The organism is Actinoplanes sp. NPDC051537, assembly GCF_055586105.1.
In genome coordinates, this window is sequence record NZ_JBVJIU010000001.1 from 298,814 (window position 1) to 314,047 (window position 15,234).

Here is a 15,234-nt window from a genome sequence, read left to right on the forward strand (position 1 = left end):
CGACCGTCGCCCTGCCACCCGCGATGCTGGGGCGGATGAGGAGAGCGGTCATCGCCGCCGGCCGGCGGCACTCGCTGGGGCTGCGCGCCGACGGCACCGTGGTCGCCGCCGGCACGGGGGCCTCCGGTGAGTGCGGGTCGAGGACTGGACCGACGTGGTCGCGGTGGCGGCGGGCAACGTGCACACAGCGTCGAACACCGGGCGGTCCCACAGCGCCGGACTGCGCGCCGACGGCACGGTGACGGCGACGGGCTGGAACGCCGATGGCAGCGCGATGTGTCGTCTTGGCGCGACGTGACCCTGGTCGCCGCGGGCTGGCGCCGTACCCTGGGACTTGTCGGTGACGGCACCGTGCTGGCCGCGGCCGGGTCATCCTGGACGGCGCCGGGCTCGCCCAGAACGTCGCCGCGGTCGGCCAGGACAGCCGGCTCAACGAGACCCTGCTCGCCGTCCACGACTACTCGTTCTTCGCCGGTTACGAGGACGAGACCTCGTGGGCCAACCACATCGCGAGCTCCATCGGCGGGTACGCGTCGCGGACCGTGGCCACCGAGTGGGGCGGCCCGATGAGCCCCGGCAGCAAGAACGGCGTCTCGTACGACACCATCGACTACAACATCCCGAGCGGCTCGTTATTCGCCGACTACGTCCGGGGTGTCAGCAGCAAGCTGCGCGAGCTCGGCGCCGGCGGGGTCTACTGGCCCGGTCTGCGCGACGGCGACTGGTACAGCCTGACCCGGCGCACCGGCAGCGAATCGAACCTCACCCTGACGCTGGCCAACCCCTCCGGGCTGAACCGCCTGAGGTACTCGTGGAGCATCGGCATCGGCGGCACCACCACGGTCCGCATCGTCAACGCCGCCACCGGCCTGTACGCCGACGGCTGGGGCCGCACCGCGGCCGGTAGCGACGTCGCTCAGGGCTCGGGCAGCGCCAGTCCGAACCAGCGATGGGTGATCGAGAACTCGGGCACGTTCGTCCGGATCAGGAACGTGAGCAGCGGTCTCTACCTCGACGGCATGGGGCGTACGGCGAACGGCGCCGCCGCCGGTCAGTACAGTGACTCCACCAGCGCCAACCAGCGTTGGAAGATCGTCGCGGGATGAGACGAAGAGCAGCCCCTGACCCGCCGGCGGCAACGTCATCGGGACGGACGGTCAGCAGCCCGGGCCGCCGGGTGGACAGCGCAATGTCGTCGATCCAGATTGCGGCCGTGCTCGGTGGTGGAGGCGGTCAGCTCAGGGTTCGCCGTTCCGTCGATCCACACCGCGACCGGTTGTCCGCCGGGTCCATCGTCCATTCGAAGCATTGCCAGCGATCCTCGACGGCCGGCGCCGATTCCCGCCAGTCGGTCCAGTCGCCCGTCGGGCCGCCGTCGGCGCCCACGCCCCAGAAGCGCTCCCATCATCGCAGTACATCGATGGATGGGAAGGATCGGGCCGAAGCAGGGCCACCGCGCGGCGGCCCTGCTTCGATCGGTCTATCGGGCCGAACAGGTGGGCGTGGCCGACGGGCCGGCCCCGGTGCCCTGGAAGCCGAACTCGGTGTACCCGCCGGCCGGGACGCTGCCGTTGTACCCGACATTGGTGAAGCTCACCGCGCCGCTGCTGCCCTGGGCGGTGGCGTTCCAGGTGCTGGTGACGGCGGCGCCGGAAGGCAGGGTGAGTCCGGCCGTCCAGCCGGTCAGCGGCGTCGCGCCGGCGGTCACCCGTACGGTCGCCACGAAGCCGCCGTTCCACTGATTCACCGTGACCGACGCGACGCAGCCGGACCCGGCCGGCGGCGTGGTCGGCGGGGTGGTCGGCGGCGTGGTGGTGCCGCCGGCGGGAGTGACGGTGATGCGGTACGCGTTGTTGGTGGCCATCGTGATCGGCACGGTGATCGTGCCGCCGGACGGCGTATAGACCGCGCTGGAAATCGTGCTCGGGCCGGACGAGGCGACGGTCCGGCCCTGTGACACGGTCTGCTCGACCTTGACGGTGACGGCGTTGCCGAGGCCGAGCGCGTCGAGGCCGTTGATCGTCACCGCGCACGATCCGTTGCAGTTGCCGGCCACGACGCTGACCTGGTTCCGGCCGGCCGGCACCGCGGCGAACCCGTCGATGCCGGTCTGCGCGGGCGGGGTGGTGGTCACCATGGTGCCGCTCATCGCGCCGTACCAGGTGTACATCCAGTACGCGGCGTTCGGGCTCCCGCCCCGGGCGGTCAGCAGGTCGCCCAGCGTGCCGGACTGGTTCCAGAACGCCAGCTCGGCGTCGCGGATGCCGAGCCGCTCGAATTTGGCGACGTAGCCGACCAGCGGTCCGGGCAGCCCGACCTCGCTGGGCGCCGCGTACTCCTCGATCGCGATCGACCGCCGGCTGATGCCGAGCTGATCCTCCAGCGCCTGCACCTTGGCCACGTCACCGGCGATCTTCGATGAGCTGATCAGCTCGTGCCAGGCCAGGACGTCCGGCACGGTGTTGGTCGCGACCGCGTTGCGCAGGAAGTTCTCCATGTCGCCGATGTTGTCGGAGAAGCTCGGGCCCTGGATCGGCTTGGCCGGGTCGAGGGAACGGACCTGGCGGAAGGTGGTCGTCCAGAAGCTCTCATAGGTGCCGTTCGCGCTCTGCCAGGTGTTGTCGGACTCGTTCCAGAGCTCGTAGGCGGAGATGCTGCCGTAGTACGAGGACGACTTCATCGCCGCGATCTGCGAGCTGACGAACGGCGTCCAGGTGCTCCAGCTGAACTGGTACGGCCAGCCGGCGTAGTAGTCGGACAGCCGGTTGACCAGCTTGGCGCCCACGCTGACCGCGGTCGGGGCGACCACCGAGATGTCACCGGTGGGTTGCTGCCGGCCGCCCTTCGGCATCTGCACGAAGGTGTTCGGCTTGATCGCCTGGGCCAGGGCGACCGACGGTTGCGTCGCGTTCGCCAGCCCGTAGAGGCTTCCGGTCGCGACGTGGGTCACCGGGCGCAGGTTCTGACCGGCGTTCACCACCAGGGTGTTCGAGGCCGCCGCCGCCGCGGCGGGGTTCATCATCGAGCCGGAGTACACCAGCCCGGCGGCCAGTGCCACCACCGAGGCCACCGCCTTGGTCCAGCGGAACGACCGCCGCGTCGGTGCCTGAACAGTTCGCATCATGTTCTCTTTCCTCTTCGAGCGGAGCCGCCATCGCTGCCGGATTGAGGCGCTCCCGGCCGGCTCGGCGCCGGCGGAGGACGGCGCTCGCAGCGCGTCCCGCCGCCCTCGGACTGATCCGCCCGGAAACCGGCACCGGACACGGCCGGGCCCCGGTGGCGGGGGCTGGGGACGGCATGTTCGGAAAACGTTTTCCTAACGTATTCAGATGCGTCCATGTCGTCAAGGGATCGCTTGGGAATGGCCGTGTGCACGTATCGGCGAAATGCATACCTGAAAACTCGTTATGAATCGACAACAGCCCTAATCCAATTACCATCTTGAATGCATGGGAGCGCTCCCGTAACATCCGGATGGCGTTGTTAACGTTAACGCAACCCCGTTCCGCAACGTGGTGGATCACGGTATGGACGCCGGGCGCAGTGGGGAGCACGGTCCGGTACGAGGGTGAGCGGTGCCGGGCCCCGGTCGGCGCGGGGACTCACTCAGGACGGGGTGAGCCCCCGCGCCGGACATTCGCGCCGGACGCTCGCGCCGGACATTCGCACCGGACATTCGCACCGAACAGGAGAGGCGCCATGCGAACCAGAGCCTTGCTTCTCGCCGTCGGGCTGGCCTTCACGGCGGGAGTGGTCGCGGCGACGACGGCCCCGGCGCAGGCCGCGGCCGGCTGCCGGGTCGACTACGCGGTCACCAGTTCCTGGCCGGGCGGTTTCGGCGCGTCGGTCACCGTCACCAACCTCGGCGATCCGATCAACGGCTGGCAGCTCTCCTGGTCGTTCACCGCCGGTCAGACCGTCACCCAGCTGTGGAACGGCTCGGTGACCCAGTCGGGTGCGCAGGTCACCGTGGCCAACGCGAGCTACAACGCGTCCATCCCCACCGGTGGCACCGCGGCCTTCGGCTTCAACGGCGCCTCGACGGGCAGCAACCCCGCGCCGGCGGCCTTCACGCTCAACGGCGTGGTGTGCACCGGCGCCCCGGTCACGCCCACCCCCACCACGTCGCCGGCCACCCCGACCCCGACGGCCAGCACTCCGCCGGCCGGCCTGCCCTGCGACCTCTACGCCGCCGGGGGGACGCCGTGCGTGGCCGCCCACAGCACCACCCGTGCGCTGTTCGCCGCGTACACCGGCGCCCTGTACCAGGTGCGCCGCTCGTCGGACAACACCACCCGCGACATCGGCGTCGTTAGCCGGGGCGGCGCGGCCAACGCCGCGGCGCAGGACTCGTTCTGCGGCGGCACCTCGTGCGTCATCACCGTCATCTACGACCAGTCCGGGCGGGGAAACAACCTCGGCTACCAGGGACCCGGCGGGGTCGGGGGCGCCGACACCGCCGCCGGTGCTACCCGCGAGACGGTCACGGTCGGCGGCAGCAAGGTCTACTCGCTCTACATCAACCCCGGCAACAGCTACTGGCGCAACGGCTCGGCCACCGGCATACCGACCGGCAGCGCGCCCGAAGGCATGTACATGGTCACCAGCGGCACCCACGTCAACAGCGGTTGCTGCTTCGACTACGGCAACAGCGAGACCACCCGGCGCGCGGACGGCGCCGGCGCGATGGACGCGATCTACTTCGGAACCAGCTGCTGGTTCGGCGGATGCTCCGGCTCCGGTCCCTGGGTCCAAGCCGACCTCGAGTACGGCCTGTACCCCGGCGGCAGCAGTTCCTGGAACCCCAACCAACGGGCCTTCACCAGCAAGTTCGTCACCGCGATGCTGAAGAACAACGGCACCTCCCGGTTCGCCATCAAGGGCAGCAACGCCCAGTCCGGCTCACTCGCCACGCTGTGGGACGGCGCCCTCCCCCGCGGGTACAGCCCGATGAGGAAGCAGGGCGCAATCATCCTCGGCAGCGGCGGCGACTGCTGCGCCACCAACACCAACCTCAGCACCGGCACCTTCTACGAGGGCGCCATCGCCTCCGGCTACCCCAGCGACGCGACCGAGAACGCCGTCCAGGCCAGCATCGTCACCGCCGGCTACCGGTGATCACTTCCCCGCGCTGAAAGGATCCGATGTGCGAAGGAATCTCCGGGTCGCTCTCTCGATGGCCCTGCTCCCGTTGATCGCCGCCTCCGTGCTGCTGCTGGCCGGGCCCGCGGCCGCGGCCGCGCTCACCCGGGTGACCGGCTTCGGGGCCAACCCGACCAACCTCAACATGTACGTCTACGTGCCGGCCACCGTGGCGCCCCATCCGGCGCTGCTGGTTCTCGTGCACTACTGCAGCGGTTCCGCCGCCGGCATCTTCAACGGCAACGGCCACGACTACGTCACGGCGGCCGACCGCTACGGCTACGTCATCGTGCTGCCCGAAGCCACCCGCAGCGGAAGCTGTTTCGACGTGTCCACCCCGCAGGCCCTGCAACGCAACGGGGGCAGCGACTCCACCGGCATCATGTCGATGGTCTCCTGGGCCCGCTCGCACTACAACGTGGACCCGGCACGGATCGTGGTCAGCGGCTTCTCCTCCGGCGCGATGATGACCAACGTACTCGCCGCCGAGTACCCGGACGTGTTCTCGGCCGCGTCGGCGTTCTCCGGCGTGCCGGCCGGCTGCTTCGCCACCACCGACGGATCGCTGTGGAACAGCACCTGCTCCGGCGGACGCCTGATCAAGACCGCGGCCCAGTGGGCGAGCCAGGCCCGCGCGATGTATCCCGGATACACCGGCGGGTACCCGCGGATGCAGCTGTGGCACGGCGACACCGACACCACCCTCGCCTACCCGAACTTCGGCGAGGAGATCAAGCAGTGGACCGCCCTGCACGGGCTGAGCCCGACACCGGCGTTCACCGACCACCCGCAGTCGTCGTGGACACGCACCCGGTACGGCACCACCGGCACCCAGGCCACGGTCGAAGGCATCAGCATCGCCGGCGTCGGGCACGCGCTGCCGCAGACGGGCCAGCTCGCGTACGCGATCTCCTTCCTCGGACTGGATGGCACGCCGTCGACTCCGCCGGCAAGCCCCACTACCAGCAGCCCGCCCGGCACGAGCGCCTGCCGGGTCACGGCCACGGTCAACGCCTGGAGCACCGGGCTGACCGAGAGCATCACGGTCGGCAACACCGGCAGCACAGCCGTCAACGGCTGGTCGCTGAGTTTCACCCTGCCCGCCGGGCAGACGATCACCTCCGGCTGGAACGCCACCTACGCGCCCGCCGCCGGCGCGGTGACCGCCAAGAACGTGTCGTACAACGCCGCGATCCCGGTCGGCGGCTCGGTCAGCATCGGCTTCCAGGCAACACACACGGGGAACAGCGGCACCCCGGCCGGCTTCACCCTCAACGGCGCAGCGTGCGGCGCCGCCTGAACCTGTCCGCGTCAACCCCATCCCCCACAGGAGAGATTCATGACCAGATCCAGACCAGCCAAGGTCGGCCTGGTGTCGGCCGGCCTCGGATTGCTGGCGTCGGCGGCGGTCGTCGTGGCGATGCCCGCCCATGCCGCCACCGCCGGATGCTCGGTGAACTACGCCGTGTCGTCGCAATGGCAGGGCGGCTTCGGCGCCAACGTGTCGATCACCAACCTGGGTGACGCCCTGTCCGGCTGGACGCTGACGTGGTCGTACGGCGCCGGGCAGACGGTCACGCAGGCGTGGAACGCGACGGTGACCCAGAGCGGGTCGGCGGTGACCGCGGCCAACGCCAGCTACAACGGCTCGGTCGCGACCAACGGCACCGTGTCGTTCGGCTTCAACGGCTCGTGGACCGGCAGCAATCCCAGCCCGACCAGCTTCTCGCTGAACGGCGTCCCCTGCACCGGCAGCACCGGCCCGACCACCCCGACGCCCACGTCGCCGTCCGTGACGCCCACGTCGCCGACCCCATCGCCCTCGAACCCGGGGAGCAACTGCACTTTGCCGTCGAGCTACCGGTGGACCTCGACCGGTTCGCTGGCCAATCCCAAGAACGGGTGGACGTCGCTGAAGGACTTCACCAACGTCGTCTACAACGGCAAGCACCTGGTGTACGCGTCGAACGTCAGCAACGGGTCGTACGGCTCGATGAACTTCACCCCGTTCACCAACTGGTCGGACATGGCCTCCGCCGGCCAGAACGGCATGAGCCAGGGCACCGTGGCGCCCACGCTGCTCTACTTCGCCCCGAAGAACATCTGGGTGCTGGCCTACCAATGGGGCCCGACCGCCTTCAGCTACAAGACGTCCACCGACCCGACCAACGCCAACGGCTGGTCCAGCGCGCAGACCCTGTTCACCGGAAGCATCTCCGGCTCCGGCACCGGCGTGATCGACCAGACCCTGATCGGTGACGGGCAGAACATGTACCTGTTCTTCGCCGGGGACAACGGCAAGATCTACCGGGCCAGCATGCCGATCGGGAACTTCCCGGGCAGCTTCGGCTCCTCGTACACCACGGTGATGAGCGACTCGACGAACAACCTGTTCGAGGCGGTCGAGGTGTACAAGGTGCAGGGCCAGAACCAGTACCTGATGCTCGTCGAGGCGATCGGCAGCCAGGGCCGCTACTTCCGGTCGTTCACCGCCTCCAGCCTGAGCGGCTCGTGGACCCCGAACGCCGCCAGCGAGAGCAACCCGTTCGCGGGCAAGGCCAACAGCGGCGCCACCTGGACCAACGACATCAGCCACGGCGACCTGGTCCGCAACAACCCCGACCAGACCAAGACCGTCGACCCCTGCAACCTGCAACTGCTCTACCAGGGCAAGAACCCCAACGCCGGCGGCGACTACAACAACCTGCCGTGGCGCCCGGGCCTGCTCACCCTGCAGCGATAACCAGCCGTACGCCGTCGCGCCCCGGTTCAGCCGGGACGCGGCGGCGTCGGCCTGCGGCAGTGCTCTCGATACCGTGACTCGCCCGGGAGCCGCGGTCGCGCCCGGCATGCCGGCGTTCCCGGCCGACGCCGTCGACGGCGTGGCCGGTAAGATCGTGGTCGTCATCCGACATCCGCAACGGCCTCCCACACCCGCCGCGCTGCGACAGCCGCTCGCCGTCTACCAGAACCGGCGGCGCAACAACATCTTGTGCGCAGCATTCGCCGTCGCGACCGCCCTCGCCGCGCTCGTCGCAGCGGCCGGCCGCCCTTCCACCGCCGCGACGACCGGGTTCGGACTGTTCGCCCTGCTCATGCTCTACACCGGCGTCCGCATCGTGACGATGAAAGCGATCGCCACCGCCGAGGGCCTGGTCCTGCGCAGGTCCTGCGAGGCGGGCCGGTCAGCGGGTGGCGGGAGTGAGCGCGAGCTGCCACGCGGCGTATCCGCCGAGCAGGTCGGAGACGTCCGGGTGGCCGGTGGTGCGCAGCAGACTGGCGGCGACCGACGAGCGGTAGCCGCCGGCGCAGTGCACGACGACCGGCCGGTCGGCCGGGATCTCGGCGAGGCGGCGGGGCAACTCGGCCAGGGGGATGTGTGCCGAGCCGTCGATGGCACCCTGCTCACGTTCGCCGGCGGTGCGGACGTCGAGGATCACGGGCGGTTGCGGGCTGCCGAGGGCGATGCGCAGGGCTGCGGCGGTGACCCGGCTGGCGCGGATGAGATCGGCTTCCATCTGCGGCAGGGCGGCCTCGGGTTCGTGCAGGTAGCCGAGGACCCGGTCGAAGCCGATGCGAGCCAGCCGGAGGATGATCTCCTCGGCGCGGTCGGAGTCGGCGACCACGAGGAGCGTGTCGCCGGGCTGCGCGACGGTGCCGGCGGTCTCGGCGAACCGGCCGTCGGCCGGAATATTCAGCGCGCCGCGCAGGTGCCCGGCGGCGAAGTCGTGCGGGTCCCGGGCATCGATCACGACAGTGCCGGCCGTACGGGCCGTGGTGAACTCGGCGACGGTCAGCGCCCGGGGTGCGGCAGCGTGGTCGAACAGGTTGCGGGCCTGGCGGTTGAGGGCGGCGTCGAAGGCGAAGTAGCCGGGTGCGGCGGGCTGCCCGGCGTTGACCAGGGCGAGGAACTGTTCGACGCTCATCGGGGCGCAGGCGTAGTTGGTGCGGCGCTGCTCGCCGACGGTGGACTGCCGTTCGGTGGACAGGTTCTTGCCGCAGGCCGAGCCGGCGCCGTGAGCGGGGAACACCCGCACCTGATCCGGCAGGCCCATAAGTTTGCGCTGCACGCTGTCGTAGAGCATGCGCCCGAGCTCCTCGGCGGTGACGCCGGCGGAGGCGAGCAGGTCAGGGCGGCCGACGTCGCCGATGAACAGCGCGTCACCGGTGAGCACGCCGTAGGGCGCGGTGTCGGTCGCGCGTTCGTAGACGAGCACGCTGATCGACTCGGGGGTGTGCCCTGGCGTCTCCAGGATCTGCAGTGTGACGTCGCCGAGGCTGATGCGTTCGCCGTCGGTCAGTTTGCGGATCTCGTATTCGGTGTCGGCGCGGTGGCCGTAGCCGATCCAGGCGCCGGTGGCCGCGGCGACTTCGAGATGTCCGGCGAGGAAGTCGGCGTGGAAGTGGGTGTTGATGACGCCCTCGATGCGCAGGCCATGGGTACGGGCGTCGGCGAGGTATTCGCCGATGTCGCGGCGCGGGTCGACGAGCACGGCCCGGCCGGTGATCTGGTCGGCGATCAGGTACGACGCCTGGGAGAGACAGTCGAGGTAGTACTGCGTGAAGAGCATGCTTCTTCCCTTGAACGTGATGGGGCGGTCAGGCGAGACGGCCGGGGCGGCCGCCTTTGGCCAGCAGTGGCATCCCGGCGCTGGTCCAGGCACGCAGGCCGCCATTGAGGTTGTGCACCTGCCGTCCGTGGTGGGTGAGCAGGGCGGCGGCCTTCCGGGAGCGGGCCCCGGACCGGCAGACGGTAATCACGGGCCGGTCGGCCGGCACTTCGGCGAGCCGGGCGGTGAGTTGCCCGAGAGGGATGTGCCGGGCCTGGGGTGCGTGCCCGGCGCGCCATTCGGCCGGCTCGCGCACGTCGAGCAGCACCGCGCCGCCGGCGATCAGCGCGGCGACCCGCTCCGGGTCCACGGACTGGTAGGGCTTGCGGAACAGCTTGGTGAGCAATGCGGCTACGGGCATCGGGTCTCCCTGGTGGTTTGGTGGTGCCGGACCAACGGGCGGGTATCGATCTCATCGGATACCCCCGGGGGTACTTGGGTGATGGCTGTGCTGTGCGCCGCCCTCCGGGGGCGTTCAGGCTGTGACAGGGTTGACGATCGCCTGGATGGCGACGAAGGCGGCGATGGCGAAGACGAGCCAGGCGAAGGCGCGTTGCAGCCGCTTGGTGGGTAGCCGGCCGGCGATCCGGCCGGCGGCCAGGGAGCCGGTGATGGCGGCGAGGGTGAACGCCGCGGCGATGCGGTAGTCGATGGTCGCGTCACCGGCGTGCGCGGCGAACCCGGCGGCGGAGTTGATTACGATGATGACCAGCGAGGTGGCGACCGCGGTGGGCATGCCCAGGCCGAGTAGCAGGACCAGCGCGGGGATGATGAGGAAGCCGCCGCCGACGCCGAACAGGCCGGTGAGGAACCCGACCGCGAGGCCGGCGGCGATGGATTTGGGGAGGCAGCCGCGCCAGTTGACCCCGCCGCCGGGCAGGGCGCAGTCGCCGCCGGAGTCGCCGGTGTCTCGCAGCATCCGCAGCCCGGCGACGACCATGAGGGCGGCGAAGCCGATCAGGACGAGGCGGGGGTCGAGCAGCCGGTTGACGGCGGCGCCGGCGAACGCAGCGGCGGCGCCGGTGCCGCCGACGATGGCGGCGATGCGCCACTGCACCAGCCCGGCGCGCAGCCGCGGTAGCAGGGCGGTCGCTGACGAGATACCGACCACCAGCAACGAAGTGGGCACGGCCGCGGCGAGGGGCAGGCCGGCGCCGTAGACCAGGGCAGGCACGGCGAGAATCGAGCCGCCGCCGCCGAGCAGACCGAGCAGGATCCCGATGAGCGCGCCGAACCCGATCGCGGCGATCACGACCGGCCCCGCGCGGGGTGACGGGGCATGGCGTCTACCGCCGGCCGCCGGTCAGGGCGGTGACGATCCGGTCGAGGTCGGTGCGCGGTCCGCGGTTGTAGGGCAGCATGCCCATCGCACAGGTGTTGATCGACGCCGCGAACGTGAGCCCGGCGCCGATGACCGCGGCCACCCACTTCACCGGCTCCACCAAGGTGCTGATGAGCACGGCCAGCAGGACGACACTGCCCGCGACAGGGCGGACCTGTCGTTCCAGGTCCCACCGTGGGGCGCCGGTGGTGACCCCTGCGTGGGCGGCCTGCCACGCGGTGATGCCGCCGGAGAGCACCCGCAGGTTCGGCAAACCGGCGCCGGCGAGGACCTGCGCGGCGCGCTGCCCGGAGCGGCAGACCAAGACGACCTGCTCGTCGAGGTGGTGGCGCAGTTCGTCGCGGTGCTCGCGCAGCAGGTGCTGCAGGGCGGGGACATCGAGGGCGGCTGGAGCGCCGGTCGGCATAATGATCATAAGGTTCGGTGCTCCGGTTCAGTTTCCGGGAACGATGGGCAGGTCGGCGCCGGCGTCTGCGCACGCGTCGTCGAGCTGCTGACGGCCGCGGCGCGATCGTCGGAGCCGCAGTACACCCAGACCGTGCCGGCGAGCCGTGCGGGCAGATCGGGAGCGGGCTGCGGCCACGTCGGCGAAGGTGGCGGTCGCCAGCTAGTCAGGCGGGTGTTGTCGTCGCCGGCCCGCTGCTCCCCGCGGGCGGACCGCCACACTCGACGTAGTCACTGCATCATCTCCTCGTTCGTTTGCGGTGCTCAGCGGCTGGTCTCGACCGGATACCCGGCTTGACGCCACGCTTCGGTGCCACCGGCCAGTGACAGCACCCGGGCGCCGGCGGCGGACAGCAGCCCGGCGGCGGCGAGACTGCGAGCACCGGAGTGACACACCGTCACCACGTCCTGCCCGGCGTACCGCGCGGCGACCGTCTCTACCTCATCGAGCGGCACGTTCACCGCGCTGGGCAGGTGACCGCCGGCATACTCAGCCGGGTTGCGCACATCGAGTACCACACCTACGAAGCCGCTACGGCTCAGCCGACCAACGGAAATCTCACTTACCGTCACGGGAAACTCCAATCAGTGCATACCCCGGGGGGTATATGAACGGCTTGGTTGGGCCATGAGATGAACCGAACTCCCGCCCCGTGCCGTCCGGCAGAGGGTGCGGGAACTCGGGATCAGGACAGCGACATGAACAGCTTCTCGAGCTCTTCTTCGCTCATCGGCGGCTCCTCGCCGCGCTCGCGGGCGGTCTGGCATTCCCGCATCCCGGTAGCGATGATCTTGAAGCCGGCCCGGTCGACAGCACTGGACACCGCGGACAGCTGAGTGAGCACCCGCTTGCAGTCCTCGCCGTTCTCGATCATCGCGATCACCGCACCGAGCTGCCCCTGCGCCCGCTTCAAGCGGATCAATGCGTCCTTGAGCAGGACCGGACTCATCTCCATGGTCACCCCTTCTCCGTTGCCGAGGATACCCCTGGGGGTACCCCGGTCACAATATACCCCAGGGGGTATCCGTTCCGGGGACATGACGCATGCCGCACGGGGCCACGTGGTGATACGGCGATCCGTAGCCGGACCCGACATTCCCAGTGATCGCGCCCGCGGCGGAGCCCATGAACAGTGCGTTTGCGGGGCAATAAGCCCGAGCTTCATCGACGCACGAGTACGCAAATTTCTCCTCGGCTGCGTCGAGGCGACATGGCGCGCTGCACATCTACGGGACGAGGGCCGAGGGCTCGGTCACATGTTCCTCCGCGGTCGCGCCGGCGGTACCGGCAGAACCGATCGAGTTCGCCGAGGAACGTTCATCGTTCCGGCGACGGCGCCGCCGCGTCCACCAGATTCCACCGGCGATCGGCAACGCCGCGCCCAGCAGCACGGCGAGGGTTGTCGTGACCGGACGCAGCGGCGCGGCCGAGACGATCGGGGCCGGTCCGCCGCCCACCCCCCAGGCGTGTGCGTCGGTCACCGGGGGCAGACCGGGGCGCAGCACGGTCACTGCGACGTGCCACGCGCCGGCCGTGTCGATGTCGTCGGTCATCGCGACCCACTGGCCGTCCGCCGCCCGGGTCGCCGGGTGCACGTTGTACCGCCCGTCCGGCGCCCGAAGCAGCACCGAGACGCCACCGACCGGGGCTAATGCTGGGCGCCGGGTGTCGTTGACGGTCACTGACACCACGTTGCGCCCCGGCCGATTGGGGCGAATCGTCACGGCGTCCACCAGGTCGGCCGCCTGGCCGCTGACCTCGGTACTGGTCCGCATCGCCGCCGCCTCGAAATGCGGTCCGCGCGCCGGTCCGGCTGAGCCCAGCGCCGCGGCCAGCGCGAGCACACCGACGAGCACGCCCGCCTCCGCGACGAGGCCGCGCGTGACGCCCCGGGTGATCGGACCGCCGCGCCGCAGGCGCCGGGCGGTGCGCAGGCCGAGCAGACCGGCCGCGGCGCCCGAAGCCACCTTGGCGATCAGGATGATCCCGTACGGCGAGGTCAGGAGGGCGTCCACGGTGGCCACAAGCGCGCCCGTCATCAGCAGGCCGGAGACAGCCAGCAGGGTCACGCTCGCGACGGCGAGCTTGGCGAAGGAGCGCAGCAGCACGCCCGCCGCGGCCGAGGCCGAGCCGCCGTGCCGCAAAGCCGGCAGCAGAGCGAGGACGCCGGCGACCACGCTGCCGGCCCAGCCGCCGGCGGCGAGCAGGTGCACGGCGGTTGCCGACTGCACCAGAACCGACGTGTTGGCCGCGTGCCCGAGCGTCATGCCGGTGTACGCGGTCACCACGGCGGCGGGCGCCCCGATCCGGATCGCCACGGCCGGCCGCGTGCGAGCCACCAGCGCCGCCGCGACGAGCGCCGCGATGCCCATTTCGTAGCCGAGACGGCGCATTCCGATCAGTTCGGTCAGCAGGAATCTTCCGGTGCTGCCGGTGCCCGCGTACACCTGAGCAGCCAGCAGCGCGGGCGTGGCGACGAGCGCGACCACCCCGGCACCGGCCGCGGCCCGCAGCAGCCGGCGGCGCGGCGCGCCGGCGCGGCCCGAGAGCAGGGCCAGCGAGACGCCGCCCAGCAGCACGCAGACGCCGACCAGTCCGGTCGCGCGCAGGGTGGTCTCGAGCGGGCCGGGGGCCGCGGGTCCGGGCACGATTCCACCGGCCCGCACCTTGCGCTGCACCCCGAACACCAGATTGCCCGTGGTGGCGTGCAGGTCGTCGCTGGACAACGTTCGCCAGGTGAGGTGGTAGACGTTCGCCGGCAGGCGCGGCAAGCCGATGACCACGTCGGCCGGTTCCTCGCTGTCCGCCTCGGCCTCGGGCTGCGGGCCGGTGGCCGCGGCGTCGGCCCGGTGGCGCAGGGTCAGCGACGTCGGCGCGTACCGCCGGCCATCGCCGTCGACGATGTCGACGTGGGTGGCGGACACCTCGACCTGCTCGGTGAAGCTGAGCACGATCAGTTCGGGGGTCCGGTCCAGCATCGCGCCGTCCGCGGGTGAGCTGCTCGCGAGGTAGGCGTGGGCGGCGGCCGGGCTGGCCGGCCCGGCCAGCGCCGCGAAGGCGGCGGCCAGGACGGCGAGCATGGCGAGAGCGGCGAGACGTCGCACGCCGTTCACCGGACCGGAACGTGCGCCAGCTTGCGCGAGGGGGTGGAGATCTCCAGCTTGTCGCCGCGCTTGATCGCATTCTGGTTGTTCAGGTACAGGATGTAGTACGTCTGGCCCGGACGCAGTTGGTGGCCCTGCTTCATCAGCGCGGCCCGCCAGGCGACCTTGCCGGAGCGCTCGTTGCGCAGCACCGGGGGGTGCTTGACGTCGTTCTGGAACGCCGACGCCCGCTGGGCGTCCAGCACGGTATACCGGATCTCCACCAGGCCGTCGTCTCCGACGAGCGCGGCCTGGGTGATGCGAATGCCCAGGGAGCTTTCCATCTGGCCGTCCTGAGGCACCCGATACGGGTCGCGGGCGGCCGCACCGGTGGCGAATCGCCCGACTACGGCGGCCACGAGCGCGAGGGCCAGCAGCACGATGGTCACCCGGTAGAGCAGCGGGGACCGGCGGATCGAGAGGTTCATCGTGGCTCTCCTTCCCGGGTGCGGGGGGGGGGGGGGCCCCCCACCACCGGGGGGCCTCCGTCGGGGGGGGGGGGGGTGGGTGTTGATCCGCCCCCCCACCCCTCCTTCCCCGCTCCACCACACC

Annotated in this window: 14 protein-coding genes and 1 pseudogene; 6 read left to right on the forward strand and 9 right to left on the reverse strand. The window is 70.8% G+C overall.

What is annotated here, in order from left to right; translation table 11 throughout:
• Positions 1-35: 35 nt before the first annotated feature.
• From ACZ6TB_RS01330 to ACZ6TB_RS01340, 3 genes and pseudogenes are all read left to right on the forward strand, one after another.
• Positions 36-116: pseudogene (locus ACZ6TB_RS01330) on the forward strand (RCC1-like domain-containing protein); the annotation flags it as partial.
• A 14-nt stretch (positions 117-130) separates the two neighbouring features.
• A complete protein-coding gene (locus tag ACZ6TB_RS01335) occupies positions 131-298 on the forward strand; it encodes an RCC1-like domain-containing protein (RefSeq protein WP_465549282.1) in 168 nt (55 codons plus the stop codon).
• A 244-nt stretch (positions 299-542) separates the two neighbouring features.
• Complete coding sequence (locus ACZ6TB_RS01340) at positions 543-1,106, forward strand: RICIN domain-containing protein (RefSeq protein WP_465549284.1); 564 nt, start codon at positions 543-545, stop codon at positions 1,104-1,106.
• Positions 1,107-1,480: 374 nt separating this feature from the next.
• Here ACZ6TB_RS01340 and ACZ6TB_RS01345 read toward each other — a convergent pair whose 3' ends face one another.
• The gene (locus ACZ6TB_RS01345) at positions 1,481-3,121 is read right to left on the reverse strand and encodes a cellulose binding domain-containing protein (protein WP_465549286.1); all 1,641 of its coding nucleotides are present in this window, start codon (positions 3,119-3,121) and stop codon (positions 1,481-1,483) included.
• 578 nt (positions 3,122-3,699) lie between these two features.
• On the opposite strand from ACZ6TB_RS01345, the gene ACZ6TB_RS01350 reads away from it, so the two are divergent.
• Genes ACZ6TB_RS01350 through ACZ6TB_RS01360 form a run of 3 tightly spaced genes read left to right on the forward strand, consistent with a single transcriptional unit; the run spans position 3,700 to position 7,885 of the window.
• Entirely contained in the window at positions 3,700-5,118 is a 1,419-nt protein-coding gene (locus ACZ6TB_RS01350) for an arabinofuranosidase catalytic domain-containing protein (protein WP_465549288.1), read from the forward strand.
• Positions 5,119-5,176: 58 nt separating this feature from the next.
• Positions 5,177-6,442 carry an extracellular catalytic domain type 1 short-chain-length polyhydroxyalkanoate depolymerase gene (locus ACZ6TB_RS01355; RefSeq protein WP_465550278.1) on the forward strand — a complete coding sequence of 422 codons (1,266 nt, stop codon included), beginning with the start codon at positions 5,177-5,179 and terminating at the stop codon, positions 6,440-6,442.
• Between the two features lie 39 nt (positions 6,443-6,481).
• The gene (locus ACZ6TB_RS01360; protein ID WP_465549289.1) at positions 6,482-7,885 is read left to right on the forward strand and encodes a non-reducing end alpha-L-arabinofuranosidase family hydrolase; all 1,404 of its coding nucleotides are present in this window, start codon (positions 6,482-6,484) and stop codon (positions 7,883-7,885) included.
• A gap of 442 nt (positions 7,886-8,327) precedes the next feature.
• Here the strand turns inward: ACZ6TB_RS01360 and ACZ6TB_RS01365 are convergent, their stop codons facing one another.
• The 8 genes from ACZ6TB_RS01365 to ACZ6TB_RS01400 form a co-directional block, all read right to left on the reverse strand.
• Complete coding sequence (locus ACZ6TB_RS01365) at positions 8,328-9,713, reverse strand: MBL fold metallo-hydrolase (RefSeq protein WP_465549291.1); 1,386 nt, start codon at positions 9,711-9,713, stop codon at positions 8,328-8,330.
• A gap of 28 nt (positions 9,714-9,741) precedes the next feature.
• Positions 9,742-10,113, reverse strand: coding sequence for a rhodanese-like domain-containing protein (locus ACZ6TB_RS01370; protein WP_465549293.1), 372 nt, complete (start codon positions 10,111-10,113; stop codon positions 9,742-9,744).
• Between the two features lie 114 nt (positions 10,114-10,227).
• A complete protein-coding gene (locus ACZ6TB_RS01375) occupies positions 10,228-11,004 on the reverse strand; it encodes a sulfite exporter TauE/SafE family protein (RefSeq protein WP_465549295.1) in 777 nt (258 codons plus the stop codon).
• A gap of 34 nt (positions 11,005-11,038) precedes the next feature.
• Positions 11,039-11,500, reverse strand: a complete 462-nt coding sequence (locus tag ACZ6TB_RS01380) for a rhodanese-like domain-containing protein (RefSeq protein WP_465549297.1) — start codon at positions 11,498-11,500, stop codon at positions 11,039-11,041.
• A 302-nt stretch (positions 11,501-11,802) separates the two neighbouring features.
• Positions 11,803-12,111, reverse strand: a complete 309-nt coding sequence (locus ACZ6TB_RS01385) for a rhodanese-like domain-containing protein (protein ID WP_465549299.1) — start codon at positions 12,109-12,111, stop codon at positions 11,803-11,805.
• 113 nt (positions 12,112-12,224) lie between these two features.
• The gene (locus ACZ6TB_RS01390) at positions 12,225-12,494 is read right to left on the reverse strand and encodes a metal-sensitive transcriptional regulator (RefSeq protein WP_465549301.1); all 270 of its coding nucleotides are present in this window, start codon (positions 12,492-12,494) and stop codon (positions 12,225-12,227) included.
• Between the two features lie 271 nt (positions 12,495-12,765).
• Complete coding sequence (locus ACZ6TB_RS01395) at positions 12,766-14,643, reverse strand: copper resistance CopC/CopD family protein (RefSeq protein WP_465549303.1); 1,878 nt, start codon at positions 14,641-14,643, stop codon at positions 12,766-12,768.
• A gap of 5 nt (positions 14,644-14,648) precedes the next feature.
• Entirely contained in the window at positions 14,649-15,110 is a 462-nt protein-coding gene (locus ACZ6TB_RS01400) for a hypothetical protein (RefSeq protein ID WP_465549305.1), read from the reverse strand.
• Between the last annotated feature and the right edge of the window lie 124 nt (positions 15,111-15,234).

What these genes read in the sequence shown, in the direction of transcription:
- ACZ6TB_RS01345 (WP_465549286.1), bottom strand. Translation starts at nt 3,121, where the DNA reads ATGCGAACTGTTCAGGCACCGACGCGGCGGTCGTTCCGCTGGACCAAG.
- ACZ6TB_RS01350 (WP_465549288.1), top strand. Translation starts at nt 3,700, where the DNA reads ATGCGAACCAGAGCCTTGCTTCTCGCCGTCGGGCTGGCCTTCACGGCG.
- ACZ6TB_RS01355 (WP_465550278.1), top strand. Translation starts at nt 5,177, where the DNA reads ATGGCCCTGCTCCCGTTGATCGCCGCCTCCGTGCTGCTGCTGGCCGGG.
- ACZ6TB_RS01360 (WP_465549289.1), top strand. Translation starts at nt 6,482, where the DNA reads ATGACCAGATCCAGACCAGCCAAGGTCGGCCTGGTGTCGGCCGGCCTC.
- ACZ6TB_RS01365 (WP_465549291.1), bottom strand. Translation starts at nt 9,713, where the DNA reads ATGCTCTTCACGCAGTACTACCTCGACTGTCTCTCCCAGGCGTCGTAC.
- ACZ6TB_RS01370 (WP_465549293.1), bottom strand. Translation starts at nt 10,113, where the DNA reads ATGCCCGTAGCCGCATTGCTCACCAAGCTGTTCCGCAAGCCCTACCAG.
- ACZ6TB_RS01380 (WP_465549297.1), bottom strand. Translation starts at nt 11,500, where the DNA reads ATGCCGACCGGCGCTCCAGCCGCCCTCGATGTCCCCGCCCTGCAGCAC.
- ACZ6TB_RS01390 (WP_465549301.1), bottom strand. Translation starts at nt 12,494, where the DNA reads ATGGAGATGAGTCCGGTCCTGCTCAAGGACGCATTGATCCGCTTGAAG.
- ACZ6TB_RS01400 (WP_465549305.1), bottom strand. Translation starts at nt 15,110, where the DNA reads ATGAACCTCTCGATCCGCCGGTCCCCGCTGCTCTACCGGGTGACCATC.